Source organism: Arthrobacter horti, from assembly GCF_030731045.1.
GTDB lineage: Bacteria > Actinomycetota > Actinomycetes > Actinomycetales > Micrococcaceae > Arthrobacter_E > Arthrobacter_E nanjingensis.
The window spans coordinates 1-25712 of sequence record NZ_JAVALS010000013.1 but is presented as its reverse complement, the minus strand read 5'-3'; the positions used below and the strand labels follow the sequence as shown (position 1 = coordinate 25712).

Here is a 25712-nt window from a genome sequence, read left to right as displayed (position 1 = left end):
TTGCCACAACTGGGCCGGTCTCACTCATCGACATCTGCACTCCTGTCCGAAGAGTAATCTCTCGCTGATACATCTTTGATATATCAGTTATGTGTGACTCAGGTTACAGTCGCCCCCGGGCGGGGTCAACGGATTGGGACAGGGTGGCAGGTAACAATCGGGGACGTTACGGTCGCCGCGCGTAGCGGTGCTCCGGACGCCCCGTGGTGCCGTAGCGCAGCTGGATCCCCACCGCGCCGTCGTCGGCCAGTGCAGAGAGATAGCGCTGGGCGGTGGCGCGGGAGACGCCCACTTGCCGGGCGACCTCCAGGGCTGAGAGGGCCTCGGGCCGGCCCGCCGCGCCGGCCAGGGCCTCCAGGATCGTCTGCTCCGTGGCGCTCCGGGTGCGAGCAGGGGCCGCGACCACGGCGGCCTCCCCGCCCAGCAGTGCCCGGCGTGCCCGCTCCACCGCCTCCTGGTCCAGCGACGTCGCGCGGTCCAGCAAGCGGCGGTACCGGGCGTAGGACCGCAGCCGCTGCGCCAGGTCCTCCGGTCCGAACGGCTTGAGCAGGTAGGCCAGGGCGCCACGGCGGAACGCCATCCGGAGGGACGTGGCGTCCGCTGCGGCGCTGAGCATGATGACGTCGCAGTCCAGCTGCCGCAGCACGTCCAGGCCGGAGCCGTCCGGCAGATAGACGTCCAGCAGTACCAGGTCCGGGCGCAGCGAGTGGAATGCCTGCAGGGCCTGCTGGGCGTTTCCCGCGTGCCCCGCCACCGTGAAACCGGGGACGGACGCCACGTAGCTGGAATGCAGGGAGGCCACGTGGAAGTCGTCGTCCACGATCAGCACGGTGAAATCCTGGCTCATACGTCCTCCTGGGGAACATCGAAGATCATCGCGGTGGGCAGCCGCACGGCGAACACCGCACCGGACCCGGCTCCCGCGGATGCCGCGCCCCCGGCCTCCAGCAGTCTGAGCTCGCCGCCGCGGCGCAGGGCCAGCTCCTGGGCGAGCTTGAGTCCCAGCCCCTGGCCGGGAACCTGAGAGGCGGTGTATCCCTCCTCGAACAGGCGCTCCGGTTCGGCCACGCCGTCCCCGGAATCGGCCACCACGGCGTGCAGCGTCCCCAGCCGGGGTGAGCCGTCCGTGGGTACCGGGCCTGGCTCATCCAGAAGGTCCACCCGGACCCAGCGGCCGTCTGCCGGGTCCACGTCCGTGGCGGACACGGCCGCGTTGATGGAGTTGTCGATCAGATTGCCCAGCACCGTGGTCACGTCCTGGGGCGCCTTGACCGCGCCCCGGACGAAGGTGTCCTCGCCGATCCGCAATGCCACGCCGCGCTCGCGGGCCCGGATGCCCTTGGCGCCGATGAACGCCTGGAGGTACGGCTCGGACAGGCGTTCCAGGCCGTCAACGGGGAACTCCAGCGGCCCGGTCTGCACGAGCCGGTGCACGTACTCGGACGCGCGCCCCGTCTCGCCGAGATCGAGCAGACCCGTGATCGTGTGCAGCTGATTGGCGAACTCGTGGCGCTGGGCGCGGAGCGCCGAACTCATGGTGCTGACCGACTCCAGCTGCCGCGTCAGCTGCGCCAGCTCCGTGCGGTCCCGCAGGAAGACCACCCAGCCGAGGTCCTCGCCGTCGTGCACCGCCTTGCGCGCCGTGGCCAGCAGGACGCGTGCCCCGGCCACGAGTTCCAGGACATCCTCCTCGGCGGCGTCGTCGCGGGTCAGCGTGCGGAGGGCTTCTGGGACGGGTGCATCAGACCAGACCGCGCCGTGCAGTGCCGGCAGGCCCAGGAGCTCCTGGGCGGTGGCGTTGACCACGGTGATCCGGCCGCTCCGGCCGATGCCGATCACGCCCTCATGTGTCGTCTCCAGGACGGCCACCTGGTCCTGGACCAGCGTGGTCAGCTCCTCGGGCTCCATGCCCAGGGTGAGCCGCCGGAGTCTCTTGCGCAGCAGCATGGACGCGAACACCCCGACTGCGAACGCTCCGCACGCCGTCAGTGCCACCGGCGCCGAGGACTCGAGCAGTGCCTGGCCGAGTGGCTCCCGCTCGAAGCCGACGCTCACGACGCCGACGACGCCGTCGGGCCCGCCCTGAGCGCGGCCGGGGGAGTAGACGGGGACCTTCGCCCCTGCCGAGGGGCCCAGCGTGCCGGTGTTGCGGGTGACCACCTCCTTGCCGCCGAGGGCCTCGGAAGGGTCCGTGCTGACCTTCTCCGCGAGCCGCTGCGGGTCGGGGTGGGCGAGGCGGACGCCGGTCTCATCCGTGATGACCACGAACAGTGCGCCGGTGCGCTGCCGGGCCGATTCGGCGAGTGCTTCGAGGGGACCGTCGTCCAGGTCCGAGGCCGGGGGAGTGCCCTCCTTGGCACTGATCCGGGCCACCTCCTGGCGGACCTCCGGCTGCGCGGCGACGGTCCGGGCGAGTGTCAGGGCCCGTTGTTCGGCGTCCTGCGTGATCCGCTCCATCAGGATCACGCCCACCGCCACGGCGAAGAGCAGGACGGTCAGGAGCACCACGGCGAGCTGGAGCAGCAGCGTCTGGGTGGAGAACTTCGGTGTTCGCATGGGACCCCCTTCGGCACGGGAGCCTACCCCAGAAACGCCCTGAGCTAAATGAGCAGAACGCGCTCAACAAGCTCAACCCGGATCAAGCGCACTTAAGCCCGGGGCGTGATCCACGCCACCCTACGGTGGTGGCGAGCGTCACAGCGGTGTGGCGCAGACGACTTTCAGCAAAGGAGCGCACGGATGCCAGTCCTGCTCGGCTTCGCCATGATCGCGGTGTTCATGGTTCTGATCATGACCAAGAAGATGACGCCGGTGCTGGCGCTCATCCTGGTCCCCACCATCTTCGGGCTCTTCGCCGGAGCCGGCCTCGGCATCGGGGACATGGTCATGACGTCCATGAAGTCCATGACCTCCACGGCCGCCCTGCTCATGTTCGCCATCATCTACTTCGGCACCATGATCGATGTGGGGCTCTTCGACCCGCTGGTCCGTTTCATCCTCCGCAAGCTGGGCAACGACCCGGCCAAGGTGGTCCTGGGCACCGCGGTCCTGGCCATGGCGGTCTCCCTGGACGGCGACGGCTCCACCACCTTCATCCTCACCACGGCCGCCATGCTGCCCGTGTACCTGCGCCTGAAGATGAGCCCCGTGGTCCTGACCTGTGTGGCGGGCCTGGCCAACGGCACCATGAACATCCTGCCCTGGGGCGGTCCCACGGCCCGTGCCGCCTCCGCGCTGAAGCTCAACGTCAACGAGGTCTTCGTGCCCATGGTCCCCGGCCTGCTGGCCGGCCTCGTGGTGGTCCTGGTGTTCTCCTGGAGCCTGGGCCTGATGGAGCGCAAGCGTCTCATGGTCGCCGAGCCGGAGCGCTGGGGCGCCGCGGCGGCGTACGACGGCGGGACGGCCATCGACGTCGTCGACGTCAAGAACGGTTCCGCCCTCTCCAAGGCGAGCGGCGGCCGCGTGGGCACCCGCACCGCGCTGCTGGAGAAGATCACCCCCGGTGGCGGCTCCTCCGCCGGCGCCGGCACCCTGGCCGACACCGCGCTGGATCCCACGCGTGAGACCCTGCGTCCCAAGCTGATCTGGTTCAACTTCGCCCTGACCGCAGCCATCATGGTCCTGCTGGTCCTGGATGTGCTGCCGCTGCCGTACGTGTTCATGGTGGGTGCCGCGATCGCGCTTCTGGTGAACTTCCCGCGCGTGAAGGATCAGGCCGGGGCGCTTGTGGCACACGGGCAGTCGATCGTGGCCGTGGTGAGCATGGTGATGGCCGCGGCAGTCCTGACCGGCGTGCTGAGCGGCACCGGCATGGTGAAGGCCATGTCCGAGTGGCTCGTGGACATCATCCCCGCCAGCATGGGTCCGTTCATGGCCGTCATCACCGGCCTGCTGAGCATCCCCATGACGTTCTTCATGAGCAACGACGCGTTCTACTTCGGCGTCCTGCCGATCCTGAGCGAGACGGCCGGTCACTATGGCCTGGGCGCCGCGGACATGGCCCGTGCTTCGATCACCGGTCAGCCGTTCCACATGCAGTCCCCGCTGGTCCCTGCGATCCTCCTGCTGGTCTCGCTGGCCAAGGTGGACCTGGGCGATCACCACAAGAAGGTCCTGTGGCGCTCCGCCGTGGTGTCCCTGGTGATGCTCGTGGTGGGCGTGCTGACGGGAGCCATCGGCATCGGGCACTGACGCCGGGCACCCCCCATCATTGAGTGCTCAGTTGTGGCGGCATTTCCCCGAGGGAAGTCGCCACAACTGAGCACTCAGTGTGTTGGCAGGGCCTCTCACCGCCCCAGCACCAGGCTCACCATCTCCTCATCCAGCCGGCGGTCCGCGTAGAGGAGCCTCATGGCGTGCGGTTCCTGGCCGTCGTCGTCGTTCCCGCGGAACCGCAGCGTGAGGCCGACGCGGGTGGCGACCCGGACGGAGGCGTGATTGTGTTCCAGAATGGAGGCCACCCGGGGTAGTGCGCCGTTCGCCTCGGCCGCGGCGGCCAGAGCCAGCCGGGCGACCTTCGTCGCCAGGCCCCGGCCCTGTGCCGCGGGCGTGAAGCGGTACCCGAGGTTCCAGTGGGCGTTGTTCCGGAGCGTGCAGCCGCACGTTCCCAGGAGCCGTCCGCTCGCCTTGTCCTCCACCAGCCACGGGCCCAAACCGTCCCGTTCCCAGCAAGTGATGAAGTACTCCACCAGGGCACGCGTGGACTCCAACGTGACGTGCCTGCCGCGCGGCGCGTGTTCCCACACCCGGGGGTCGCTGTAGAGCTCGTGGATTCGAGGCACATCGGCCAAGGTGGGGATCCGGAGCACTTCGTCTTCCAGGCGCGGTTGCATACCTCCATCCTAGGAACCACCGCGCCGCGGTGTGGGAAGCGGGCCGCGGATTGACGACTAAACTGGCCAGGAAACCTTTTCACCAATTGCAGGGGAGATCCATGGCTGCAATCACTCGTGACGACGTCGCGCATCTGGCGCGTCTCGCTCACCTTGAGATGAGCAATGAGGAGCTTGACCGTATGGCCGGGGAACTGGCCGTCATCGTCGACTCCGTGAAGTCCGTCAGCGAGGCCGCCGGGGCCGATGTCCCCGCCACCTCGCACCCCATCCCGCTGAACAATGTGTTCCGCGAGGATGTGGTGGGACACGTCCTCACCGTGGAGCAGGCGCTCTCCGGCGCGCCGGACGCCGCCGAGAACCGCTTCAAGGTCCCCGCGATCCTGGATGAGGAGTAAGCCATGAACCAGGAGATCATCCGCTCCACCGCCGCGCAGCTCGCTGAGAAGCTGGCCGCCAAGGAGCTCTCCGCCGTCGAGGTCACCCAGGCTCACCTGGACCGCATCGCGGAGGTCGACGGCGAGGTGAACGCCTTCCTGCACGTGAACACGCAGGAGGCGCTCGCCGTCGCCGGTGAAGTCGACGCCGCCCGTGCCGCCGGCGAGGGGCTGCATGCCCTGGCCGGTGTGCCGATCGCCGTCAAGGACCTGATCGTCACGGTCGGCCAGCCGACCACCGCGGCCTCCAAGATCCTCGAAGGCTGGCACAGCCCGTACGACGCCACCGTCGTCAAGAAGCTGCGCGCCGCGAAGATGCCGATCCTCGGCAAGACCAACCTGGACGAGTTCGCCATGGGCTCCTCCACGGAGCACTCCGCCTACGGCCCCACCCGCAACCCGTGGGACCTGGACCGCATCCCGGGCGGCTCCGGCGGTGGCTCTGCGGCCGCCGTCGCCGCGTTCGAGGCGCCCCTGGCCCTCGGCACGGACACCGGCGGCTCCATTCGCCAGCCCGCCTCCGTGACCGGTTCCGTCGGCGTGAAGCCCACCTACGGCGGCGTGTCCCGCTACGGCGCCATCGCCATGGCGTCCTCCCTGGACCAGATCGGCCCGGTGTCCCGCAACGTCCTCGACTCCGCATTGCTGCACGAGGTGATCGGCGGGCATGACCCGTTCGACTCCACCTCCCTGCAGGAGTCCTGGGCCGGGCTGGCCGACGCCGCCCGCAACGGCGACGTCAAGGGCCTGAAGATCGGCATCATCAAGGAGCTGCACGGCGAGGGTTACCAGACCGGCGTCGAGAACCGCTTCAATGAGTCCCTTGAGCTGCTCAAGGCCGCGGGCGCGGAGATCGTGGAGGTCTCCTGCCCCAACTTCCAGTACGCGCTGGGCGCCTACTACCTGATCATGCCGTCCGAGGTCTCCTCCAATCTGGCGAAGTTCGACGGCGTGCGCTTCGGCCTGCGCGTCCTGCCGGAAGAGGGACCCATGACCATTGAGCGCGTCATGGCCGCCACGCGGGCCGCAGGCTTCGGTCCTGAGGTCAAGCGCCGCATCATCCTGGGCACCTACGCTCTGTCCGCCGGCTACTACGACGCCTACTACGGCTCGGCCCAGAAGGTGCGCACGCTCATCCAGCGCGACTTCGAGGCCGCGTTCGCCCAGGCGGATGTGCTGATCTCCCCGACGGCGCCCACCACGGCGTTCAAGCTGGGGGAGAAGCTCAATGACCCGTTGGCCATGTACCTCAACGACGTCGCCACCATCCCGGCCAACATGGCCGGCGTCCCCGGCATCTCCATCCCCGGCGGCCTGGCGGATGAGGACGGTCTGCCGGTGGGCATTCAGTTCCTGGCGCCCGCGCGTCAGGACAAGCGTCTGTACCGCGCCGCCGGTGCGCTGGAGACGCTGCTGGAAGAGAAGTGGGGCGGCCCGTTGCTGGCGCAGGCCCCGGTGCTGGGTTCGAAGGCCCTGGGAGGTGCCAAGTAATGTCCGTCGACGAAATCCTGGACTACGACTCCGCCTTCGAGAAGTACGAGCCCGTGCTCGGCTTCGAGGTGCACGTGGAGCTGAACACCAAGACCAAGATGTTCTCCTCCGCGCCGAACGCCTTCGGCGATGACCCCAACACCAACGTCAACGAGGTGGACCTGGGCCTGCCCGGCGTCCTGCCCGTGGTGAACAAGGCCGCCGTGGAGTCCTCCATCAAGATCGGCCTGGCCCTGAACTGCCAGATCGCCGAGACCTGCCGCTTCGCCCGGAAGAACTACTTCTACCCGGACACCCCGAAGAACTTCCAGACCTCCCAGTACGATGAGCCGATCGCGTTCGACGGCCACCTGGACATCGAGCTGGAGGACGGCGAGGTGTTCCGCGTGGAGATCGAGCGCGCGCACATGGAGGAGGACGCCGGCAAGCTGACCCACATGGGCGGCGCCGCGGGCCGCATCCAGGGCGCTGACTACTCCCTGGTGGACTACAACCGTGCCGGTGTGCCGCTCGTGGAGATCGTCACCAAGCCGATCGTCGGCGCGGGCAAGCGCGCCCCGGAGCTGGCCAAGGCCTATGTGGCCGCGGTCCGCGAGATCGTGAAGAACCTCGGCGTCTCGGACGCCCGCATGGAGCGCGGCAACGTCCGCTGCGACGCCAACGTCTCCCTCAAGCCGATCGGCCAGGAGAAGTTCGGCACGCGTTCGGAGACCAAGAACGTGAACTCGCTGCGCGCCGTCGAGCACGCCGTGCGCTTTGAGATCCAGCGCCATGCCGCCGTCCTGGAGGCCGGTGAGAAGGTGGTCCAGGAGACGCGCCACTGGCACGAGGACACGCGCACGACGACGTCGGGCCGCCCCAAGAGCGATGCGGACGACTACCGTTACTTCCCGGAGCCGGACCTGGTGCCCGTTGTCGCCTCGCGTGAGTGGGTGGAGGAGCTGCGCGCGACGCTGCCCGAGCCGCCGGCCGAGCGCCGCAAGCGTCTCAAGGCAGCCTGGGCCTACTCGGACCTGGAGTTCCGCGATGTCGTCAACGCCGGCGTCATGGACCTGATCGAGGAGACCGTCGCCGCAGGCCTGAAGCCCGCCGCCGCCCGCAAGTGGTGGATGGGTGAGGTCGTGGGCCGCGCCAAGGCCGCCGAGGTGGAGCCGGGTGAGCTGGGCATCACGCCCGCCGTACTGGTGGAGGTCGCGGCGCTGGTGGACGGCGGCAAGATCAACAACAAGATGGCTTCCCAGGTCCTGGACGGCGTCCTGGCCGGTGAAGGCACGCCGGAGGAGATCGTGGCGGCCCGCGGCCTGGCCGTGGTGTCCGACGACGGCCCTCTCCTCGAAGCGATCGACGCCGCCCTGGCCGCCCAGCCGGACGTGGCGGAGAAGATCCGCGGTGGCAAGGTCCAGGCCATCGGCGCCATTGTGGGCGGTGTCATGAAGGCCACGCGTGGCCAGGCCGACGCCGGCCGCGTCCGCGAGCTGATCCTCGAAAAGCTCGGCGTGGAAGGCTGATTCTTCCTCGAAATTCGGTGAGGCCCGGAGTTTCCGACCGTTGAACGCATGTTCTTCGGCAGGAAATTCCGGGCCTTTCCTGTTCTCCGGAACAATACGATGACGAACGTTTCGTTGCATGAAGCGGCCCTGCCGTCGCGGCCCGTCCGCGCGTAACATTGGTGCCACTACAGGCTCTGGCTTGCAAATCCTCGTGGAATAGGAATAATGCAGTGGCTCTCGAATCGTTGCCCGTTCTCGATTTCTCCCGCCTGAGCGCGGGTCCCCAGGAGGCGGAGGGTTTCCGCAATGACCTCCGCGACGCGATGCATGAAGTCGGATTCCTGTACCTGACCGGGCACGGCGTGCCGCAGGAACTCACCGACGCGGTCCTGGATCTGTCCCGGCGCTTCTTCGAGCTGCCCGAGGAGCAGAAGCTCGCCCTGGAGAACACCAACAGCCCGCAGTTCCGCGGCTACACCCGCATGGGCGGGGAGCTGACCGCGGGTGAGGTGGACTGGCGCGAGCAGATCGACGTCGGCGTGGACCGGCCCGCCGTGGAGCGCGGTCCGGGCATCCCGGACTACTGGCGTCTGGAGGGCCCGAATCTGTGGCCGGAGACGCTGCCGGAGATGCGGCCCGTGGTCACCGAATGGATGGACCGTCTGAGTGTCATCTCCCTGGAGCTCCTGCGGGCCCTGGCCCTCTCGCTCGGCGCCCCGGAGGACTCCTTCGACGCGGCGTTCGCGGAGCGGGCCTTCCCCGTCCTGAAGATCGTCCGTTACCCGGGCGAGTCCGATCCGGACCCCAAACAGGGCGTGGGCCAGCACCGCGACGGCGGCGTCATCACGCTGCTGCTGGTGGAGCCGGGCAAGGGAGGCCTGCAGGTGGAGCACGACGGCGACTGGATCGATGCGCCGCAGGTTCCGGGTGCGTTCGTGGTGAACATCGGGGAGATGCTGGAGCTGGCCACCAACGGTTACCTCAAGGCCACCCTGCACCGCGTGATCTCACCGCTGCGCGGCACGGACCGCATCTCCGTGCCGTTCTTCTACAACCCGGCCCTGGATGCGACCATGCCGCAGCTGGCGGAGAACCCCGAGTTCCAGGAGAAGGCCCGCGGCCTGTCCGTGGACCCGACCAACAGCCCGATCCTGCAGACCTATGGCGACAACGCCCTGCGCTACCGGATGCGCGCCCACCCGAACGTGGTGGCTGCGCAGCATGCGGATCTGCTGAACTGAGCCCTCAGGCGGCGCGGCTCACCAGCCGGAGCCGCGAGCCGCGGAGCGGAGCTGGGCGGTCATCGCCCGGCCCACCCCGAGGGGCCACTGGAACATGACGTAGTCGGAGGCGTCCCGGACACCCAGCTGCCGGGTCGAATTGCCGCTGCGGACCCAGAACTCGTCGTTCTTGCCCTTGCCCGGGTCCAGGAACACCGGGCGGGGCGAGCGCGGGCACACCACACGGCACACGAAGGTCTGCTCGCCGTCCACCTCGTACGGGGCGAAGTCCACGCGGGCCAGCGCTGCCGTGGTCTGTCCCACCACCGTGGAGAGGAAGTCGCGCAGCCACAGCTCGTAGCGGTCCGGATCCGCCTGCTTGATCAGGCTGAAGTCCCGGGCCAGCCCCACCACGCGCCCTTCGTCGTTGACCCCGATGAGGAGGGTGCCGCCGTCGGCGTTGAGGAAACCGGCCACCGTCTTGGCGATGACCAGCTCGATCTTCTCGTCCCGCACCTTGCTGTGAAGGTTGTACCGGGCGGAGGACTTGAACTCCACCCGCTGGCTTTCACCCTGCGCGATGAGGGAGTCGACGTCCGCCACCTTCTTGGGCGGTTGGAAGCGCTTGGCCACCACAGCGAACAACGACAGCAGCAGCACCGTCAGCGCGATGGACAGCAGCAGGACCTCGACGCTCCAGGGCTTGGAACGCGGGAACATCACGGTGCTGAACAGCATCCCGAGCGACATGCCGGCCACGGACAGCACCACGGTGGTGGGGGTGTTGATGGTCACCCAGTTCCGGGCGATCCACCGGGCGATCTGGCCGATCACATAGGCGATGAGCAGGCCCAGGGGCAGGACCAGTGCGGCGGTCAGCATGGATTCGGAAAGCGGCTGAGGCATGGGATCGACCGTACCGCAAGGGCGGACGTCCGATTTAATGGACCCCATGACGCATTCCTGGGAGATCGTGGCCCGAGTCCAGACCGAGGGCGACGCCCACCCCCAGGAGGACAGCTGCGGCTTCGCCGGGCCGGACGCCTGGGTGATCGACGGAGCCACGTCCCTCCTGGAACCGCTGGGCCTGCCCGCCGCCTCGGATCCGCAGTGGCTGGCACAGGCCCTGTCCACCGCCCTGGCGCGCGTGGCCACGGGGAAGATGTCGGGACCCCTCCGCGCGAAGGAACGGCTGGCCGCCGCGCTGCGCCGTATCGACGCCGTCGCGCAGCCCATCGTGGGGACCGAGCGGATCCGCTTCCCGAGCGCCGCGGTGTCCGTGGTGCACCTCGACGGCGACGCCGTGGAGGTCGCGTCCCTGGCGGACTGCCGCGTGCTGGTGCGCGACGACGCCGGGGTCACCACCGAGGTGTTCGCCGAGCTCGCGGACCGGAAGGTCCTGGCCGCCCTCGGGGATCGCGAGGTCAGTGACGAAGTGCGCTGGGAGGCGCTGCGCAAGGACCGCGAACAGCGCAATACGGACGGCAATCTCTGGGTGGCGCGCCGTGAGCCGGAGGCGGCGGACCGTGCGGATCTGACCCGGATCGAGCGGCCCCGGCTGGTGGCACTGGCGAGCGACGGTGCCTGGCGCGCCGTGGATCTGGGGCTGGTCGCTTCCGCGGCGGAGTTCCTGGACCGGGTGAGCGACCCGGTGGGGGCGCTGGAACTCATGACGGAGCTGCGCCGCGAGCAGGCCCGGATCTCCGAAGTGGCGGACGACGCCACGGTCCTGGTCCTGCGCCCCGTGATCCTCGACTGACGGCCCCGCGAGAGGACAAGCGTTGCCGCTCTGAGGCGGTGAAGCCGGCAACAATTGCCCTCTCGCGGGAGGAGGTGCTCCGCGTAGACTGCCCCCATGGACGCTGACGTGATCGTGGTGGGGCACGGACTGTCCGGGCTGGTCGCAGCCCGCGAGCTGGTCCGGGCGGGGAAACGCGTGATCATCGTGGACCAGCAGGGGCCGCAGGATCTGGGCGGTCAGGCCTGGTGGTCCTTCGGCGGCCTCTTCCTGGTGGACAGCCCCGAGCAACGGCGCCTGCGGGTCAAGGACTCGTTCGACCTGGCCTGGCGGGACTGGCAGGGCAGCGCCGGCTGGGACCGTCTGGACGGTCCGGGGGATCAGGACGCCTGGGCGGAGCGCTGGGGCCGCGCGTACGTCGAGTTCGCCACGGCCGAGAAGCACGTCTGGTTGAAAACCGTGGGAATCGAGCTGACCCCGGTGGTCGGCTGGGCGGAACGCGGTGACGGCCTGGTGGGTGGCCACGGTAACTCCGTGCCCCGGTTCCATGTGGCCTGGGGCACCGGGACCGGCGTCGTGAAGCCCTTTGCCGACGCCGCCCTGGCGGCCTCCGACGCCGGCTCGCTCGGCTTCCGCCACCGGCACGCGGTGCGCGGCCTGCTCACGGAGGCGGGCGTCGTCGTCGGCGTCCACGGCGATGTGCTGAACGACGACGACAGGCCGCGGGGTGCGGCGACCCGGCACGAGGCGGTGGGGACCTTCGAGCTGAGGGCGCAGGCGGTGGTGCTCGCGAGCGGCGGGATCGGCGGCAATCACGAGATGGTGCGCAGGTTCTGGCCGGCACGGCTGGGCACGCCGCCGCGGGAGATGCTCTCCGGTGTGCCCGCGTATGTGGACGGCAGCATGCTCGCCCCCGCGGAGGCGGCGGGCGCCCGGCTGGTCAACCGGGACCGGATGTGGCACTACACGGAGGGGATCAGGAACTGGGCCCCGGTGTGGCCGCAGCACGGGATCCGCATCCTGCCCGGGCCATCACCCCTGTGGCTCGATGCGCTGGGCCGTCGGCTGCCGGTTCCGGGGCTGCCCGGGCATGACACGCTCGGGACGCTCAAGATCCTGCGGGCCACGCCTGAGCTGGTGGAGCACGACCACTCCTGGTTCATCGTCAGCCGCGCCGTTCTGGCGAAGGAGTTCGCCTTGTCCGGATCGGAGCAGAATCCGGACATCACCGGGCGGGACCGTCTGGCCGTGCTGAGCTCGCGGCTGGGTGGAGGCGTGCCGGGTCCGGTGCAGGCCTTCGTGGACCATGGGCCGGACTTCGTGTCCGCGGACTCGGTGGCGGCTCTGGTGCGGGGCATGAACCGCCTGGCACCGGGGGCCGAACTGGACGAACGGACCGTGCTGGAGGCGATCAGGCTGCGCGACGCCGAGTTCCGCAACCCGTTCTCCAAGGACCCGCAGGCGCAGAGCGTGCACAACGCCCGGCGGTACCTGGGGGACCGGTTCATGCGGGTGGCCCGGCCGCATGAGTTCCTGGACGAGTCCGGGCACCCGGCCAAGGGACTGGTGGCCGTGAAGCTGCACGTCCTGACCCGCAAGAGCCTGGGTGGGCTGCAGACGGATCTCGCCAGCCGCGCGCTCGACGCCGACGGCCACCCCGTACCCGGGCTCTACGCTGTGGGTGAGGCCGCGGGATTCGGCGGCGGGGGTGTGCATGGCTACAAGGCCCTTGAGGGGACCTTCCTGGGCGGCTGCATCTTCACGGGCCTGAAGGCCGGACGGGATCTGGCCGGGAGGCTGTAGCGCTGTCCCGCTGAGTGCTCACTTGTGGCGGGATATCCCGCCGGCAAGCCGCCACTACTGAGCACTCAACGCCCGGTATGGCATGCTCACATCCGCTCTTGCGCATGAGACCCGCGTCACATACGATCGGTTAATCGATTAAGAACTTAATCGATTAACTCAACGTGAGAGCGCAGGCCGAACGGCCGTTGACCCTCGGAGATCCCATGACACTCACCGCCCAGCGCAAGAGGCCGCCGTCGCCGTCGGCCTCCGCCCGTAGCGACAAGAAGCCCTTCCGTGTCCAGCTGAAGCAGGACCGCCAGATGCTGCTCATGATGGTGCCCGGCATCCTGTTCCTGCTGCTGTTCTTCTACCTCCCCATTCTGGGCAACGTCATCGCCTTCCAGGACTACCAGCCGTTCCTGGGCATCAAGGACAGCGAGTGGGCCGGCTGGCAGAACTTCGTTGACCTGTTCAGCAACCCGGACTTCCTCCACGCCCTCTGGAACACGCTCTACCTGGCGGCCTGGCAGCTGGTGTTCCTCTTCCCGGTGCCGCTGGTCCTGGCGCTGATCGTCGATTCGCTCATGAGCATGCGCATCCGCCGGATCTTCCAGAGCATCGCGTACCTGCCGCACTTCCTCTCCTGGGTCCTGGTCATCGCCCTCTTCCAGCAGATGCTCGGCGGCGCCGGTTTCATCAACAACACCCTGCGCCAGTTCGGCCTGGACGCCATCCCGTTCATGACCAACCCGGACACCTTCCCCGTCCTGGTGGTGGCCCAGATGATCTGGAAGGACGCCGGCTGGGCCATGATCATCTTCCTGGCCGCCCTGGCCAGCATCGACGTCTCCCTCTATGAGGCGGCGGCCGCCGACGGCGCCGGCCGCTGGCGCCGCATGTGGCACATCACCCTGCCAGGCCTGCGGCCCGTGATCATCCTGCTGCTCATCCTGCGGATCGGGGACATCCTCTCGGTGGGCTTCGAGCAGTTCATCCTCCAGCGCGACGCCGTCGGCGCGGGCGCCGCCGAAGTGCTGGACACCTTCACCTACTACACCGGCGTGGTGGGCGGCGGCTGGAGCTCCGGCGCCGCGGCCGGCCTCGCCAAGGGCGTGGTCAGTCTGGTCCTCATCTGGGCCGCCAACGCCCTGGCCCACAAGTTCGGCGAGGACGGGATCTTCGCCAGGAAGGTCCGCTGATGAGCACCCTCACCACTGAAACGACGACGACGTCGGCCACCGGCGGCCGTCCGGACGGCAGCCTGAGCGCACGTCGCAGCGCCCGGGGGAGGGCCGCCGTCATGCGAGACTCCCAGCGGCCGGCCTGGAAGGAACGCCCCTCCGCGCTCTATCAGAGCGTCAAGGCCGTCATCCTGGTCCTGTTCAGCGCATCCATCCTGGTGCCGATCCTCCTGGTGGTCTCCACCTCCCTGGCGGATGACCGGCAGCTCGCCCAGGCCGGCGGCTTCGTCCTCTGGCCCGAGCGGCCCACGTTCAAGGCCTACGAGACGATCTTCGCCGGTCCCATGGTGATCAGCTCCCTCGGCGTGAGCGCCTTCATCACGATCATCGGCACCGTCCTGGCGCTCTTCGTCACCATCACCATGGCCTATGCCACCAGCCGCCCCGTGCTGTTCGGCCGGCCCGTCATCCTGGCGGTCCTGTTCACGCTCCTGTTCGCGCCGGGCCTGATCCCCAGCTTCCTCATGATCCGGCAGCTGGGCCTGCTGGACTCCCTGTGGTCGCTCATCCTCCCGGGCATCTTCGGCGCCTTCAACTTCGTGGTGATGCGTTCGTTCTTCATGAACATCCCTGCCGAGCTCATCGAGAGCGCGCGCATCGACGGCGCCAGCGACTGGCAGATCCTGTGGCGCATCGTGCTGCCGCTGTCCAAGGCGGTGATCGCCGTCGTCGGCCTGTTCTACGCGGTGGCGTTCTGGAACTCCTTCTTCAACGCCCTGCTGTACATCAACGACCACGCCAAGTGGCCCATCCAGCTGCTCCTGCGCAACTTCGTGGTGCAGGGCTCCGGCGCGGCGGACGGCCTGGGTGTCTCCAGTGTCCCGCCGAGCCAGTCCATCCAGATGGCCGTGGTGGTCGTGGCCCTGGTCCCGATCCTCCTGGTCTACCCGTTCCTCCAGAAGCACTTCACCAAGGGCGTCCTCACGGGCGCGGTGAAGGGCTGACACCCGCTCCTCCTACGAAAGGCACCCCTATGAGCACCCTCTCATCCTCCGGCGTCAGCCGCCGTGGCTTCCTGGGCCTGGCAGGCCTGGCCGTCGCCACGGTGGGCCTGTCCGCCTGTGGCGGCGGCAGCGCCGGCGGAAGCGGCGGCGCGGCCGCCTCCGCCGGCGTCAAGCTCCCCACGTACAAGGAATTCACGGGCGTCACCCCGGATCTCGCCGGTGACGCCAAGGGCCTGCAGGCCGCGTTCTTCAAGCTCCCCAAGCCGGTGGTCTCCGTCAAGGACAAGCCCCTGACCGGCAAGGTCACGGGCCTCACCGAGACGTTCGAGACCATGAGCCCGGGCATGAAGGACAACGCCTTCTGGCAGCGCCTCAACCAGGCCCTGGGCGGTGAACTGAACCTCCAGATCGCCGAAGACATCGGGGACGGCTACCCGGCCAAGTTCGCCACCGTCCTGGCCAGCGACGACCTTCCGGACATGATGTGGGTCCCGCCGAACCAGGGCATTCCGAACGTCGGCCCCATGCTGGAGGCCAAGTTCCAGGACCTCACCAAGTACCTCTCCGGCGACGCGGTCCTGGAGTACCCCAACCTGGCCGCCCTCAAGCCGGACTCCTGGAAGACGGCCGTGGTCAACGGCAAGATCTGGGGCGCGCCGATCCCCAGCACCCCGTTCGGCCAGATCATGTCCGGCCGGCACGACGTCTGGGACACGGTGGGCGGCCTGACCGCCGCCAGCGCGGACGAGTTCCTGGCCAAGGCCAAGGAACTGACCCGCCCGGCCGAGAAGAAGTACGCCCTGGAACCCGCCTACGTGAACATGCTCCACATGGTCACCGAATGGTACGGCGCCCCGAACGGCTGGGCCGTCAACAAGGACCGGAGCCTGACGTACATCTTCGAAACGGATGAGTACGCGGCCGGAGTGGAGTTCATGGCCAAGATGTTCGCCGCCGGGGTCTTCTACCCGGACGTCAACGTCCCTGACATCCGCAACCGCGTGGCAAATGGCAGCGTGGCCGCCCAGGTTCTGGTCGGCCCGCACGACCTCAAGGCGTACCGGGCCTTCAACAAGGACCAGGCCTTCGACATCCTGGTCCCGTTCAGCGCAGACGGCAAGGTCAAGCCCACTTACGACATGGGCTACGGCACGGTCGGATTCACTCCCTTCAAGAAGACGGACGAGGGGAGGATCCGGGAGCTCCTGGCCCTCATCAATTACCTGTCCGCGCCGTTCGGCACCGTGGAGTACATGCAGAAGAACTTCGGCACCGAGGGCCAGGACTACACCGTGGACGCCCAGGGCAATCCGGCGTTCACCGCCACCGGAGCCACCGACATCCCCGGCCTGGCCTCCGCACTGAACATCATGTCCAGCCCGGAGAACGTGATCTTCAACCCGGGCTATGACCAGGACACCAAGTACATCAACCAGCAGCAGAAGAAGCTCCTGGAGCTCGCCTGGCGCAACCCGACGAACGGGACGTACTCGGACACCAACGCGAAGCTGGGTGCCAAGATCACCAAGCAGTTCCGGGACAAGGTGGTGGACATCATCACCGGCCGCGCGCCGGTGGGCGAGCTCAAGGACGCCGTCACCCGGTGGAAGAACGCCGGTGGCAGCAAGATCCGCGACGAATACCAGTCGCAGCTGTCCTCCGATGTGCCGGTCTTCCGGCAGTAGGCGCGGGGACCACCGTGCGGTGGGCGTGCTTGGCTAAAGTGGCCGCAGGCCCACCGCGCGGTGGACGGAACGATCGGCGAACGAAGGGGGATGAAGCGGATCATGAGTGAGAGCACGGCATCCGGAACCACCACGGGAGAGGCCACGGCACGTCCCGCGGTCCGGCCCACCATCCGCATGGTGGCGGAGCTGGCGGGAGTCTCCACGGCCACCGTCTCCTACGTCCTGTCCGGCCGGGGAACCGGTGGCAAAGGCCCGGGCGTGAAGGAGGAGACCACTCAGCGTGTCCGGGACGCCGCGGAGCAGCTGGGCTACCGGCCCAATCAGGCCGCCCGCGCGGTCCGGACCGGCAAGACCCAGACCGTGCTGCTGTCCATGACCATGCTCCGGGACCCTTGGAGCCTGGAAGTGGTGGAGGCTGTCAGTGCGGCCGCCCGCCGCCACGATCTCACCCCGCTCATCATGGCCGACGACGACTGGAACGTCGCGCTGGAACGGAACCAGGCGGACGCGGTCTTCATCGACGCCGTCCGCCCCGAGCAGCGGGACGCGCTGTCCCGCCTCGCGGGCCGTGGCGCCAAGCTGGTGGTCTTCGACTCCACCGTGGAGCCGGACGGCTTCGACGTGGTCCGCTCGGACGATCTGGGAGGCTGCCGCGAACTGGTGGAGCACCTCCTGGACGGCTGGGACGACGTCGCGTGCCTCGGCCCCGGAGCGTCCCGTACGGACCGGGGCCGTGCGGCGGCGTTCCACGCGGCGCTCGCGGCGCGCGGCACCGCGGCGGCGGCGAACCGGGTGGCGGACATCGAAGGCACCCCCGAGTCGGCCTACGCCGGGGCCCTGGCGCTGCTGGGGCAGGCGGACCGTCCGAGGGCCGTCTACGCCACCAGCGACTACATCGCCATCAGCGCGGTCCACGCCGCCCAGAGCCTGGGGCTGGAAGTGGGCCGGGATGTCGCCATCGCTGGGGTGGGCAACACCTTGGCGGGAGAGCGCCTGCAGCCCCCTCTGACCAGTGCGGGCCCCACGAACGTCCTGGGTGCCATCGCCGAACTCATGGTGGACATCGCCACGGATCAGCGCGCCGTCGGCCATCTGCACGACTTCCCCTGGAAGGTCTGGGAACGGGCCTCCACCGGCCATGCCGCCCCGCTGAGTGCTCAGTAGTGGCGGCCTGGACCGCGCCAAAGCCGCCACAAGTGAGCACTCAACGCGCGGCCGGACAACTCAACAAGCAAAGGAACATCACTCATGGATCTCTCCGTAGCCGTGGTCGGTTTCGGCCTGCGCTCCGGGCTGTGGCGCCACGCTCACAAGCCCGGCGAAGGATCGCGCGTCACCCTTGTCTGCGACACGAGCGAGCGCGGCCGCGCCGACGCCGCCCGCGCTCTCCCGGACGCCACCGTCACCGGTGAGCTGCAGGACGTCCTGGACTCCGGCGTCGACGCCGTCCTGGTGCTGACCCCGGACAACCAGCACGCCGCCGTCGCGGTCCAGACGCTCACCGCCGGCATTGCGACGTTCTGCGAGAAGCCGCTGGACGTCACGCTCGAGGCCGCCGACGCCATCCTCACCACGGCCCGCGAGACCGGGACCCGGCTGTATGTGGGGCACAACATGCGGCACATGCCCGTGGTGACCCAGATGCGGGACCTCATCAAGCAGGGCCTGATCGGCGAGGTCAAGGCCGTGTGGTGCCGGCATTTCGTGGGCAACGGCGGCGACTACTACTTCAAGGACTGGCACGCCCAGCGCCGCAATGTGAACTCGCTGCTCCTGCAGAAGGGCGCGCATGACCTGGACGTGATCCACTGGCTGGCCGGCGGCTACACGAAGCGTGTCTCGGCCATCGGTTCGCTCGCCGTGTACGGGGACGTGGCCAGCCGCCGCGACAACTCGGACCGCCGCATGGGTGAGTGGTACTCGCTGGAGAACTGGCCGCCGGCCGCGCAGACGGACCTGGCGGAGGAGATCGACGTGGAGGACATCTCCATGATGAACATGCTCCTGGACAACGGGGTGCTCGCCTCCTACGAGCAGTGCCACTTCACGCCGGACTACTGGCGCAACTACACGGTGATCGGTACGGCCGGGCGGATGGAGAACTTCGGCGACGGCCCGGGGGAGACCATCAAGGTGTGGAACACCCGCACCGCCTACGGCTTCGCGGCTCCGGACCTGGAGGTGGAGATCCAGGACGGCGACGGCGGCCACGGCGGCGCGGACCCGCTGCTGATCGCCGAGTTCCTGCGCTTCGTGCGCGACGGCGGGCAGACCCAGACCTCGCCGGTCGCCGCCCGGCAGGCTGTCGCCGTGGGGATTCTCGCCGCGCAGTCGCTGCGCGGTGACGGCTCGGCTCTCACGGTGCCGGAACTGGACCCGGAGCTGGTGGAGTACTTCGAGCGGGGGCAGAGCGCCTGAGTGTCAGTCCACCAGGCCGGCCATGACCGTCCGGAAGGCCTCGGCCACGCGGCGCACGCTGCGCCGCTCCAGGGCCTCCGGGCGGGCCAGCAGGTCGATGCAGCGGCGGGTGTCCAGATCGGCCAGCGGCCGCAGCACCACGCCGTCGGGCAGCTGCTGTCCCAGGGCCGCGCGAGAGGTGTACCGGGGCAGCAGTCCCAGCACCCCTCCGCCGGCCACCAGCGCGGCGACGGTCGAGTAGTCGTTGATGCGGTGCACGATGCGCAGCGGCGTGCTGGCCAGGGCCGCGACGGCGGTCAGCACGTCATCGGGGGAGTAGCCGGGGCGGCTGGTCACCCAGGATTCGCGCGCCACGTCCCGGGCGCTGAGTTTCGGGTGCCTGGCCAGGGGGTGGTCCGCGGGCAGGGCGATGTCCAGGGGCTCGCGGGTCAGTTCGATGACGGCCACACGGTCCGTGGGCCACGGCGGGCTGTGCTCCATGCGGTGGGCCAGGACCAGATCGTAGCGGGCGGTGAGCGCCGGGAAGTCCTGCTGGGCCACGTCCTCATCGGTGAACTGCACGCGGGGCTGGGCCGCTCCTGCCGCGTCCGGGCCGGTGAGCTCCCGGCTCAGCGGCGCGAAGAGCGCCTGCCCGGCGGAGTGGAAGCCGCTCACCGTGACCGCGGCGTCGGGGGCCTCCTGGAAGGCGTCGATCGCGGCGCGGGCCTGGGCCATCGCCGCGACGACGGCGGCCCCCGCGTCCGCGAGCACCTCGCCGGCCTCGGTGAGCACCAGGGTCCGCCCGTCCTTGCGGGTCAGGGGCACACGGACGCTGCGCTGGAGCAGGGTGAGCTGCTGGGAGACGGCGGACGGGGTGACCAGCATGGCCTCCGCGACGGCCTTCACGCTGCCCAGTTCACCCAGTTCGCGCAGGACCTCGAGCTGACGGATATCCATGAGTGGATTCTAAAGCGTCCAGGATTTCGATGAAGGAATGCTGAAGGGTGGCCCGTCCGGGCCACCCTTCAGCCGCCGGAGGATCCTCAGAGGCCGTTGCGGACCACGACGCCCTGGGCCACCACGGAGTTGACCTTCTCCAGGGCCGTGCCGTCGCTCAGCGGGTCGGCGTCCACCACCACGGCGTCGGCGAAGGAGCCCACCGTGAAGCGGCCGGCCTTGCCCTCGAGGCCCAGGAGGCGTGCGGAGTAGGTGGTGGCCGCGCGGAGGGACTCCAGCGTGGACAGGCCCGCCTCGTGCAGACGGCGCACCTCGGTGCCGAGCGGGGTGACGTCGGTGCCGAAGGAGTCGGTGCCGGCCACGACCGTCACGCCGGCCTCGTGAGCGGCGCGCACCGCCGCCTGGTGGATGGGCGTGTACTCCTTGCCTCGGGCGGCCAGGATGGGGTTGGAGTCCTCCGACATGCTGTCCACGGCCTGCAGGGTCGGGGTGAAGTACGTGCCGCGGCGGACCATCTCCGCGATCGTGGACTCGGTCAGGTAGACACCGTGCTCAATGCTCTTCACGCCACCGCGGACGGCGCCGTCGATGCCCTCGGCGCTGTAGGCATGGCAGAGCACGCCGGCGCCGCGGGCCGCCTTGACGATCGCGGCGATCTGGTCCCGGCCGTAGACGAGCTCGCGCGGGTCCTGCTCGGGGATGCCGGCGCGCGGGTTGGCGCGCGTCTTGATCACCTGGGCGCCACGGGCCAGGTTGATCCCGGTGAAGTAGGCGAGGTCCTTCGCCTCCCGGATCCCGTTCTTCAGCCCGGCCAGGGGTGCCAGGTCCGGGTCCGCCAGGATGGAATCTCCCTGCTCCGGGGAGACGAACAGGCCGGCGGCGAGCATGCGGGGGGACAGGCCCGGGGCCCACTGGGGGAGCGCGGCGAGGGCCACGTCCTGGTAGAAGGTGCTGCTGCCGCTGCGGACGCTGGTGGTGCCGTTCTGCAGGTGCAGCCGGACGTCCTCCAGGCCGTTGGCATGGATGTGGGCGTCGACCAGGCCGGGGACCACCCAGCGGCCGTGCGCGTTCAGCACGGTGGCGCGCTTGGCGACGGCGGCCACGGCCTTGCGCGTCGTGTCGCGGGATCCGACGGCGACGACGCTGCCGCCGTCGAGCACCAGCACGCCGTCCTCCAGCGCTGTGCCGGTGAGCGGGTCCACGATGGTGCCGCCCTCGATGATGACGGCGCCGGTGACCGGGGGCTTGCCGGGGTAGGAGGGCGCGGCCGGGCGGCCGTCGGCCTGGGCCGCGGGGGCCATGGCCAGCTGGGACGCGACGGTGGCGGAGATGCCGGCGAGGGCGGCGGCGCCGGCCAGGACGCCCCGGCGGGACAGGCCGGAGGGCAGCGTGGGGCCGCTGTTGTGGTCATGGGTGCACATGAGGTCTCCTTGGGGGTGCGTGAACCGTGGTGCCGCTCACTCTGTTTGGGATACCAAATATAGCGCACGTCATGCCACCCTGTGAGCCGCATCGCAATACGATGAAGAAAAACTAAACTGTCAAGTGAGATACTTGAGCTTGTTCTAAGCCTTCGAGGGGCATCTAATGGAAGCCATGAAGGCTCTTTACAAGTCCGGCGCCCACCCCGGATTCGAACTCGTGGACCGTCCCGAACCCACCGCCGGGCCGGGTGACGTCAAGATCCGCGTGCACACCACCGGCATCTGCGGAACCGATCTGCACATCCAGTCCTGGGACGCCTGGGCGGCCAGCACCATCGAAGCCCCGCTCATCGCCGGCCACGAGTTCTACGGCGAGGTCGTGGAGATCGGCGAGGACGTCCGTGACGTCAAGGTCGGCGACCGCGTCTCCGGCGAGGGCCACGTGGTCTGCGGCATCTGCCGCAATTGCCGCGCCGGCCGCCGCCAGATGTGCATCCACACCTCCAGCGTGGGCGTCCAGCGGGACGGGGCCTTCGCCGAGTACGTCGTCATCCCGGAGGAGAACGTCTGGGTCCACCAGGATCCCAGCGTGACCGCCGAGCTCGGCGCCGTCTTCGACCCGTTCGGCAACGCCGTGCACACCGCGCTGAGCTTCCCGCTGGTTGGCGAGGACGTCCTCATCACCGGCGCCGGCCCCATCGGCCTCATGGCCATCTCCGTGGCCCGCCACGCCGGAGCCCGCAAGATCGCCATCACGGACGTCTCCCCGAGCCGGCTGGAACTCGCCCGCTCCATGGGAGTGGACCTCGCCGTCGACGTCTCCAAGATGCGTATCCGCGACGCCCAGCGTGAACTCGGCATGCGTGAGGGCTTCGACATCGGCCTGGAGATGTCCGGTCACCCCACGGCGCTGCCGGAGATGATCGAGAACATGAACCACGGCGGCCGGATCGCCATGCTCGGCCTGCCCAGCCAGTCGATCGACATCGACTGGGGCAAGGTGGTCACCCACATGCTGACCCTCAAGGGCATCTACGGCCGTGAGATGTTCGAGACCTGGTATGCCATGAGCGCCATGCTCTCCTCCAACCCCACGCTGCACCGCAACATCTCCGCCGTCATCACCGACGTCCTGCCCGCCACCGAGTGGGAGAAGGGCTTCGAGGCCGCCCGCGGCGGACACGGCGGCAAGGTCGTGCTCGACTGGCGCACCGTCTAAGCCCACTTCCTGGCCAACTGGTCGGGCCGAACTGTCGGAATGAAGACCTCAAAACGACAGATGGGCCCGACCAGTTGGGAAGAACTGAAAGGACTCACTCATGTACGGCCTGATCAAGGACCAGCTCGCCTCAGAACTCGATGAGATCCGCGGCGCCGGGCTCTTCAAGGAAGAGCGCAACATCACCTCCGCCCAGTCCAACCGCATCACCGCGGGTCCACTGGGCGCCCCCACGCGTGAGGTGCTCAACTTCTGCGCCAACAACTACCTCGGCCTGGCGGACCACCCGGAGATCATCACCGCCGCCAAGGACGCCATGGACACGCACGGCTTCGGCATGGCCTCCGTGCGCTTCATCTGCGGCACCCAGGACCTGCACCTGGAGCTCGAGCGGAAGGTCTCCGAGTTCCTGGGCACCGAGGACACCATCCTGTTCTCCAGCTGCTTCGACGCCAACGGCGGCGTGTTCGAGTCGCTCTTCGGCCCGGAGGACGCCATCGTCTCCGACGCCCTGAATCACGCCTCCATCATCGACGGCATTCGCCTCTCCAAGGCACGCCGCTTCCGCTACGCCAACCAGGACATGGCGGACCTGGAGGCCAAGCTGCAGGAGGCCACCACTGACGCCGAGGGAATGCCCGCCGCGCGACGCGTGGTGATCGTGACCGACGGGGTGTTCTCCATGGACGGCTACCTGGCCCCGCTGCGTGAGATCTGCGATCTGGCGGACAAGTACGGCGCGCTGGTCATGGTGGACGACTCCCACGCCGTCGGCTTCATGGGCCCCACCGGTGCCGGCACTCCCGAGCACGCGGGCGTCAGCGACCGCGTGGACATCTACACCGGCACCTTCGGCAAGGCCCTGGGAGGCGCGTCCGGCGGCTATGTCTCCGGCCGCTCCGAGATCGTCGCCATGCTCCGTCAGAAGGCCCGGCCGTACCTGTTCTCCAACTCGCTGGCCCCGGCCATCGTCGCCGCCACCCTCAAGGCGCTGGAACTGGTCCACGGCTCCGCCGAGCTGCGCACGCGGCTGTTCGAGAACGCCGCCCTGTTCCGCCGTCGCATGCTTGAAGAGGGCTTCGAGCTGCTCGACGGCGAGCACGCCATCATCCCGGTGATGTTCCACGACGCCGTGCTGGCCGCCAAGGTCGCCGCCGCGATGTTGGACCACGGCGTCTTCGTGACAGCGTTCAGCTTCCCCGTGGTGCCCCGCGGCGCGGCCCGCATCCGCGTCCAGCTCTCCGCGCGGCACACCCCGGAGGATGTGGAGGCCTGCGTCCAGGCGTTCGTCGCCGCGCGCGCCGAGTCCGTCTGAGCCACGCCGCCTTCATCGACTGCTCCGTAGATGTCGTTTTGAACCCTCAGAACGACATCTACGGAGCAATCGATGGTTAAGGGGCCCGGCGTAGGTCTGGGATACCGGACATGGCTCGGCGTGGGGGTGAGGCGCGGGACACGCTCGGCCCGGAAGAATGGGAACCATGAGCCTCCTGATCACCAATATCGCCGAACTCATGACCCAGGACGCCGAGCGCCGGGTTCTGAAGGACGCCGCCGTCGTCGTCGAAGGAGAGCGCATCTCCTGGATCGGGCAGGCCGCCGACGCGCCCGCCGCGGACACCGTCCACGACGCCCAGGGCCGCGCCTTGCTCCCGGGCTGGGTGGACTCCCATACGCACCTGGTCTTCGCCGGCGACCGCACCGCCGAGTTCGAAGCCCGCATGGCCGGGGAGAGCTACAGCGCCGGCGGCATCGGCGTCACCATGAACGCCACGCGCGCCGCCACGGACGCCGAGTTGCTGGAGCTCGCCCGGGCCCGCCGTGCCGAGGCCTTGCGCGGCGGCACCACCTACCTGGAGGCCAAGACCGGCTACGGGCTGAGCACCGAGCACGAGGCCGCCATCGCCCGCGTCACCTCTCAGGTGGCGGACGAGGTCACCTTCCTCGGCGCCCACCTGGTCCCCAAGGGCGCTGAGCCGGAAGCGTACGTGGACGAGGTGGTCGGCCCCATGCTCGCCGCCGTCGCGCCCCACGCCCAGTGGGCGGACGTCTTCTGTGAGCGCGGCGCCTTCGACGAGGCCCAGTCCCGCCGCGTCCTTGAGGCCTGCGCCGCCGCCGGCCTCAAGCTGCGCGTGCACGGCAACCAGCTCGGCCCGGGCGCCGGCGTGCGCCTCGCCGTCGAACTCGGCGCCGCGAGCGTGGACCACGTGAACTACCTGGAGGACGCGGACGTCCTGGCGCTCGCGCAGAGCTGGGATCAGTACGACGGCGGCCGCGGCCCCCGCGGGACCGTCGCCACCTGCCTGCCCGCCTGTGATCTGTCCACCCGCGAACCGCTCGCGCCGGCCCGCCGCCTGCTCGACGCCGGCGTCCAGGTGGCCATCGCCTCCAACCTCAACCCGGGCACGAGCTACACGAGCGCCATGAACTACTGCGTCACCACCGCCGTGCTGCAGATGGGCCTGAGCGTCCACGAGGCCGTGCGCGCCGCGACCTTCGGCGGCGCACTGGCCCTCCACCGCGAAGTCGGCGACGACGTGGACGGCCGCCGCGCCGTCGGCTCCATCGCCGTCGGGCACCGCGCAGACCTGCACCTGCTCAACGCGCCGAGCGCCACGCACCTGGCCTACCGTCCCGGCATGCCGCTGACGCACGCCGTGTGGCAGGCGGGCGCGCAGGTGGTCTGAGCCGCCAACGCTCACGCGAGAGAACAGCTGACGCCCCTAAAACCTGGGCGGTTTCAAGGGGTTAGCGCAACACTGTCGATCAGTTGGGTCAGTCTTTCACGTGGGGTGTCCCAGTGGAGGGTTTTGCGGGGCCGGATGTTCAACAGCCGTTCGGTCTCG

At 69.1% G+C, this 25712-nt stretch carries 21 protein-coding genes; 15 read left to right on the top strand and 6 right to left on the bottom strand.

Annotated features, from left to right (window positions below; genetic code table 11):
• Nucleotides 1–166: 166 nt before the first annotated feature.
• Nucleotides 167–847 (bottom strand): response regulator, encoded by a 681-nt coding sequence (locus Q9R02_RS14225; protein WP_305997365.1) that lies wholly within the window; start codon nucleotides 845–847, stop codon nucleotides 167–169.
• Nucleotides 844–2556, bottom strand: coding sequence for a sensor histidine kinase (locus Q9R02_RS14220; RefSeq protein WP_305997364.1), 1713 nt, complete (start codon nucleotides 2554–2556; stop codon nucleotides 844–846). Before Q9R02_RS14220 ends, Q9R02_RS14225 begins: the two co-directional genes overlap by 4 nt.
• A 183-nt stretch (nucleotides 2557–2739) precedes the next feature.
• Between Q9R02_RS14220 and Q9R02_RS14215 the strand changes: the two genes are divergently transcribed.
• Nucleotides 2740–4191: a CitMHS family transporter gene (locus Q9R02_RS14215; protein WP_305997363.1), complete on the top strand. Its 1452-nt coding sequence runs from the start codon at nucleotides 2740–2742 to the stop codon at nucleotides 4189–4191.
• 95 nt (nucleotides 4192–4286) lie between these two features.
• On the opposite strand, the gene Q9R02_RS14210 is transcribed toward Q9R02_RS14215, so the two are convergent.
• On the bottom strand, nucleotides 4287–4832 hold the full coding sequence (locus Q9R02_RS14210) for a GNAT family N-acetyltransferase (RefSeq protein ID WP_305997362.1): 546 nt from the start codon (nucleotides 4830–4832) through the stop codon (nucleotides 4287–4289).
• A gap of 101 nt (nucleotides 4833–4933) precedes the next feature.
• Between Q9R02_RS14210 and gatC the strand changes: the two genes are divergently transcribed.
• The 4 genes from gatC to Q9R02_RS14190 all read left to right on the top strand — a co-directional run bounded on the left by gatC (nucleotide 4934) and on the right by Q9R02_RS14190 (nucleotide 9491).
• On the top strand, nucleotides 4934–5230 hold the full coding sequence (gene gatC / locus Q9R02_RS14205; RefSeq protein ID WP_305997361.1) for an Asp-tRNA(Asn)/Glu-tRNA(Gln) amidotransferase subunit GatC: 297 nt from the start codon (nucleotides 4934–4936) through the stop codon (nucleotides 5228–5230).
• Between the two features lie 3 nt (nucleotides 5231–5233).
• Nucleotides 5234–6760 carry an Asp-tRNA(Asn)/Glu-tRNA(Gln) amidotransferase subunit GatA gene (gene gatA / locus Q9R02_RS14200; protein WP_305997360.1) on the top strand — a complete coding sequence of 509 codons (1527 nt, stop codon included), beginning with the start codon at nucleotides 5234–5236 and terminating at the stop codon, nucleotides 6758–6760.
• On the top strand, nucleotides 6760–8268 hold the full coding sequence (gatB, locus tag Q9R02_RS14195) for an Asp-tRNA(Asn)/Glu-tRNA(Gln) amidotransferase subunit GatB (RefSeq protein ID WP_305997359.1): 1509 nt from the start codon (nucleotides 6760–6762) through the stop codon (nucleotides 8266–8268). Before gatA ends, gatB begins: the two co-directional genes overlap by 1 nt.
• A 212-nt stretch (nucleotides 8269–8480) precedes the next feature.
• Complete coding sequence (locus Q9R02_RS14190) at nucleotides 8481–9491, top strand: isopenicillin N synthase family dioxygenase (protein WP_305997358.1); 1011 nt, start codon at nucleotides 8481–8483, stop codon at nucleotides 9489–9491.
• A gap of 18 nt (nucleotides 9492–9509) precedes the next feature.
• On the opposite strand, the gene Q9R02_RS14185 is transcribed toward Q9R02_RS14190, so the two are convergent.
• The gene (locus Q9R02_RS14185; protein WP_305997357.1) at nucleotides 9510–10376 is read right to left on the bottom strand and encodes an AlbA family DNA-binding domain-containing protein; all 867 of its coding nucleotides are present in this window, start codon (nucleotides 10374–10376) and stop codon (nucleotides 9510–9512) included.
• A 46-nt stretch (nucleotides 10377–10422) separates the two neighbouring features.
• Between Q9R02_RS14185 and Q9R02_RS14180 the strand changes: the two genes are divergently transcribed.
• From Q9R02_RS14180 to Q9R02_RS14150, 7 genes are all read left to right on the top strand, one after another.
• Entirely contained in the window at nucleotides 10423–11229 is an 807-nt protein-coding gene (locus Q9R02_RS14180; protein WP_305997356.1) for a hypothetical protein, read from the top strand.
• Between the two features lie 96 nt (nucleotides 11230–11325).
• Nucleotides 11326–13011 (top strand): FAD-binding dehydrogenase, encoded by a 1686-nt coding sequence (locus Q9R02_RS14175; protein WP_305997355.1) that lies wholly within the window; start codon nucleotides 11326–11328, stop codon nucleotides 13009–13011.
• A 305-nt stretch (nucleotides 13012–13316) separates the two neighbouring features.
• Nucleotides 13317–14195, top strand: a complete 879-nt coding sequence (locus tag Q9R02_RS14170; protein ID WP_305997397.1) for an ABC transporter permease — start codon at nucleotides 13317–13319, stop codon at nucleotides 14193–14195.
• A gap of 101 nt (nucleotides 14196–14296) precedes the next feature.
• Nucleotides 14297–15181: a carbohydrate ABC transporter permease gene (locus Q9R02_RS14165; protein ID WP_305997396.1), complete on the top strand. Its 885-nt coding sequence runs from the start codon at nucleotides 14297–14299 to the stop codon at nucleotides 15179–15181.
• 29 nt (nucleotides 15182–15210) lie between these two features.
• On the top strand, nucleotides 15211–16866 hold the full coding sequence (locus tag Q9R02_RS14160) for a type 2 periplasmic-binding domain-containing protein (protein WP_305997354.1): 1656 nt from the start codon (nucleotides 15211–15213) through the stop codon (nucleotides 16864–16866).
• 102 nt (nucleotides 16867–16968) lie between these two features.
• On the top strand, nucleotides 16969–18033 hold the full coding sequence (locus tag Q9R02_RS14155) for a LacI family DNA-binding transcriptional regulator (RefSeq protein WP_305997353.1): 1065 nt from the start codon (nucleotides 16969–16971) through the stop codon (nucleotides 18031–18033).
• Between the two features lie 84 nt (nucleotides 18034–18117).
• Nucleotides 18118–19287 carry a Gfo/Idh/MocA family protein gene (locus Q9R02_RS14150; protein WP_305997352.1) on the top strand — a complete coding sequence of 390 codons (1170 nt, stop codon included), beginning with the start codon at nucleotides 18118–18120 and terminating at the stop codon, nucleotides 19285–19287.
• A gap of 3 nt (nucleotides 19288–19290) precedes the next feature.
• On the opposite strand, the gene Q9R02_RS14145 is transcribed toward Q9R02_RS14150, so the two are convergent.
• Together Q9R02_RS14145 and Q9R02_RS14140 are read right to left on the bottom strand one after the other, a co-directional pair.
• On the bottom strand, nucleotides 19291–20223 hold the full coding sequence (locus tag Q9R02_RS14145) for a LysR family transcriptional regulator (protein ID WP_305997351.1): 933 nt from the start codon (nucleotides 20221–20223) through the stop codon (nucleotides 19291–19293).
• Between the two features lie 86 nt (nucleotides 20224–20309).
• A complete protein-coding gene (locus Q9R02_RS14140; protein ID WP_305997350.1) occupies nucleotides 20310–21644 on the bottom strand; it encodes an amidohydrolase family protein in 1335 nt (444 codons plus the stop codon).
• A gap of 175 nt (nucleotides 21645–21819) precedes the next feature.
• Here Q9R02_RS14140 and tdh point away from each other — a divergent pair, with 175 nt between their 5' ends.
• From tdh to hutI, 3 genes are all read left to right on the top strand, one after another.
• A complete protein-coding gene (tdh, locus tag Q9R02_RS14135) occupies nucleotides 21820–22866 on the top strand; it encodes an L-threonine 3-dehydrogenase (RefSeq protein ID WP_305997349.1) in 1047 nt (348 codons plus the stop codon).
• Between the two features lie 100 nt (nucleotides 22867–22966).
• Nucleotides 22967–24181: a glycine C-acetyltransferase gene (locus tag Q9R02_RS14130; protein ID WP_305997348.1), complete on the top strand. Its 1215-nt coding sequence runs from the start codon at nucleotides 22967–22969 to the stop codon at nucleotides 24179–24181.
• A gap of 166 nt (nucleotides 24182–24347) precedes the next feature.
• Nucleotides 24348–25553 (top strand): imidazolonepropionase, encoded by a 1206-nt coding sequence (gene hutI, locus Q9R02_RS14125; protein WP_305997347.1) that lies wholly within the window; start codon nucleotides 24348–24350, stop codon nucleotides 25551–25553.
• Nucleotides 25554–25712: the final 159 nt, after the last annotated feature.